We start from the raw sequence: 2,373 nt of genomic DNA, 5'->3' as shown, positions 1-2,373 counted from the left end.
CACACCCGTTCCCATACCGAACACGGAAGTTAAGCTCTCTAGCGCCGATGGTAGTTGGGACCTTGTCCCTGTGAGAGTAGGACGTCGCCAAGCAAAAACCTAAGTCATTTTGACTTAGGTTTTTTTGTGTTTATTTTTATTATTTTAAATTTAAAGGTAAGAATTACCTTTTCAAGAATATAGTCCAGATGTAAAAAGAATGTTTGTGATTTTACATAACCTTTTGTGCTTTTAAAGGATTTTACATTAGAAAAAATCTATAATTAAGGTAGTTAACATATATTTTTGATGGGTGTGGGGAATTATGAAAGAAATATGCATGTTATTAGTGGCTGTTATATTATGGGGTACAGCCATTGCGCCAACAAAATGGGCGTTAGAATCTATTCAGCCGTTTACTTTGTTATTTATTCGTCTTTTCTTTGCAGGTGGAATTTGTATGCTATTCTCATTTAAGGAATTACAAAAATCAGTTGTACATAAAAAAGTTCCATGGAAAAGAATGAGTTTGTTAGCTTTTACCGGTGTAGCTGGTTATTTTATGTTTACATCCTACGGCATTTCTTTAACAAGTGGATTACATGTGAGTATTATAGATGCTGCATTACCATTAGTTACAATTCTTTTTTCAGCACTCTTTTTGAAAGAGAAAATTCGATTGAATTATTGGATAGGAATTATATTGGGTGCTATAGGAGTACTCTTTATTACGATTCCATCTAAAAGTGCTAATCAAGAAGTGTCTTTAATAGGAGATATACTAATATTATTAAGTACTTTTCTATTTGCTTTCTACACAGTTTTGCTAAAACGACCAAAACAAGAACAGTATTTATCAAACGAGGTTTTTACAACATTAACTTTAATTATTGGAGCTGTTATTCTCTTACCGTTTGCACTGATAGAAATTTTTTATTACGGTCTTCCAAAGGTTGAAACTTGGGAAACGGGACTTAGTGTAATATACCTTGTTATTGGAGCAACAATTTTAGCATATTGGTTTTGGAATAAAGCGCTAGAGAGAGTTTCAGCATCAGTAAGCGGATTATATTTAAATGCATTACCATTAATAAGTATTATTACTTCAATTATTCTATTAAATGAATCTCTGACATGGAGAGTAATAATGGGAGCGAGTTTAGTTTTAATCGGAGTAGGATGGGCGGATAAGCAAAAGTTATGTAATCTATTAAAAGGTAACAAGGTGGAGAATAGAGACTGTTAAACAGTATGATTTATATAATTGAAATGTTAAAAAGATACCTTATATATGAGGTATCTTTTTTATTTAGCAAAGATAATAGACTAAAGTTAGTATGGATATTCTTTGCTGTATTTATATGTGTCAAAATCATTTTGAAATATTGTTTGGACAAGTTGTATACATTCAGTATCATAAAAGCTTTCAAAAGTTGGATGACGTGGAAATAAAGGATCAGTAATATCGCCTTCGCTAAAATCCCCTTTATAAATCATGGCGGGAGTTTGATGATGCCATGATGTTGAGAACTCATTTATTGGTGCGGTTTTTAATTCGAAACGCTTTTCTAATTCTTTCATTTCCTGATCGAAATTTTCTAAGTATATATAATTGGTCACATATTCTTCTTCACCAGCTATATATTGTTGTGTGAAATGTGGGTTAATATCACTTGCGTGAGCCCCTTTCATAAATAGATAGTATAAAAATTGTTTAAATGAGATCCCTTTGGTGGAATTTTCATCTTGATATAAAAACTTTCGGATGGGTTTCCATTCGGGATTTTCCATATAAGGAGGTCCAATTAAGGACACGAAAGAACTGACTGCTCTCCTATAAGGGTTACGAACAAGTTTAAAAGTTTCTTTTTGTTTTTCTCGTAACGCTACTCCTAGTCGTACACTATAGGCAGGTGTACTTTTGTATATATCATATTCATAATTATGAATGAAAGGACTATAGCTTAGAGCGGTTTGTAATAAATCAATCTGGTAAAAGAACCACTTAGCAAGAGAAGTACAGCCGCTTTTTTGACTCCAAAATAGAATGATTGGAAACTTCCTATGATAGTGTGGGCTTCTTGAATGGGAGCTTATGATGTGTAATAAAGAAGGATTGAACAAGTTCTACACTCCTTTCAGTTATCTTATTGATATGTATGAGAAATAAAAGGGTGGTATGAGAGTCTTTTTCATCTTTTTAAAAAAAATGAAAGATTAATATTGACTATTATTATATAGAGGTGTAATATAGGACAAGTCGCCGATGACAATAACGTCGTAAGCGACAAACGAAATGAAAAACTTAGTTGACATTGAAAGATGAAAATGTTAACATAAGGAAGTCGCAAATGAGCGGCCAAGTAGTTCTTTGAAAACTGAACGAAACAAACA

Annotated in this window: 2 protein-coding genes and 1 rRNA gene; 2 read left to right on the top strand and 1 reads right to left on the bottom strand. The window is 32.5% G+C overall.

Annotated features, from left to right (window positions below; genetic code table 11):
• Window positions 1–93 (top strand): 5S ribosomal RNA (rrf, locus tag BLT20_RS29960); the annotation flags it as partial.
• A 211-nt stretch (window positions 94–304) separates the two neighbouring features.
• Entirely contained in the window at window positions 305–1,225 is a 921-nt protein-coding gene (locus BLT20_RS29955; RefSeq protein WP_000658275.1) for a DMT family transporter, read from the top strand.
• 86 nt (window positions 1,226–1,311) lie between these two features.
• Here the strand turns inward: BLT20_RS29955 and BLT20_RS29950 are convergent, their stop codons facing one another.
• Window positions 1,312–2,103: a sulfotransferase family 2 domain-containing protein gene (locus tag BLT20_RS29950; RefSeq protein ID WP_000483019.1), complete on the bottom strand. Its 792-nt coding sequence runs from the start codon at window positions 2,101–2,103 to the stop codon at window positions 1,312–1,314.
• Window positions 2,104–2,373 lie beyond the last annotated feature (270 nt).

Origin of the sequence: Bacillus sp. cl96, assembly GCF_900100505.1 — a bacterium.
GTDB classification, from domain to species: domain Bacteria; phylum Bacillota; class Bacilli; order Bacillales; family Bacillaceae_G; genus Bacillus_A; species Bacillus_A cereus.
The sequence above is the reverse complement of the archived record's forward strand: the minus strand, read 5'-3'. Positions and strand labels throughout refer to the sequence as shown.

What these genes read in the sequence shown, in the direction of transcription:
- BLT20_RS29955 (WP_000658275.1), top strand. Translation starts at nt 305, where the DNA reads ATGAAAGAAATATGCATGTTATTAGTGGCTGTTATATTATGGGGTACA.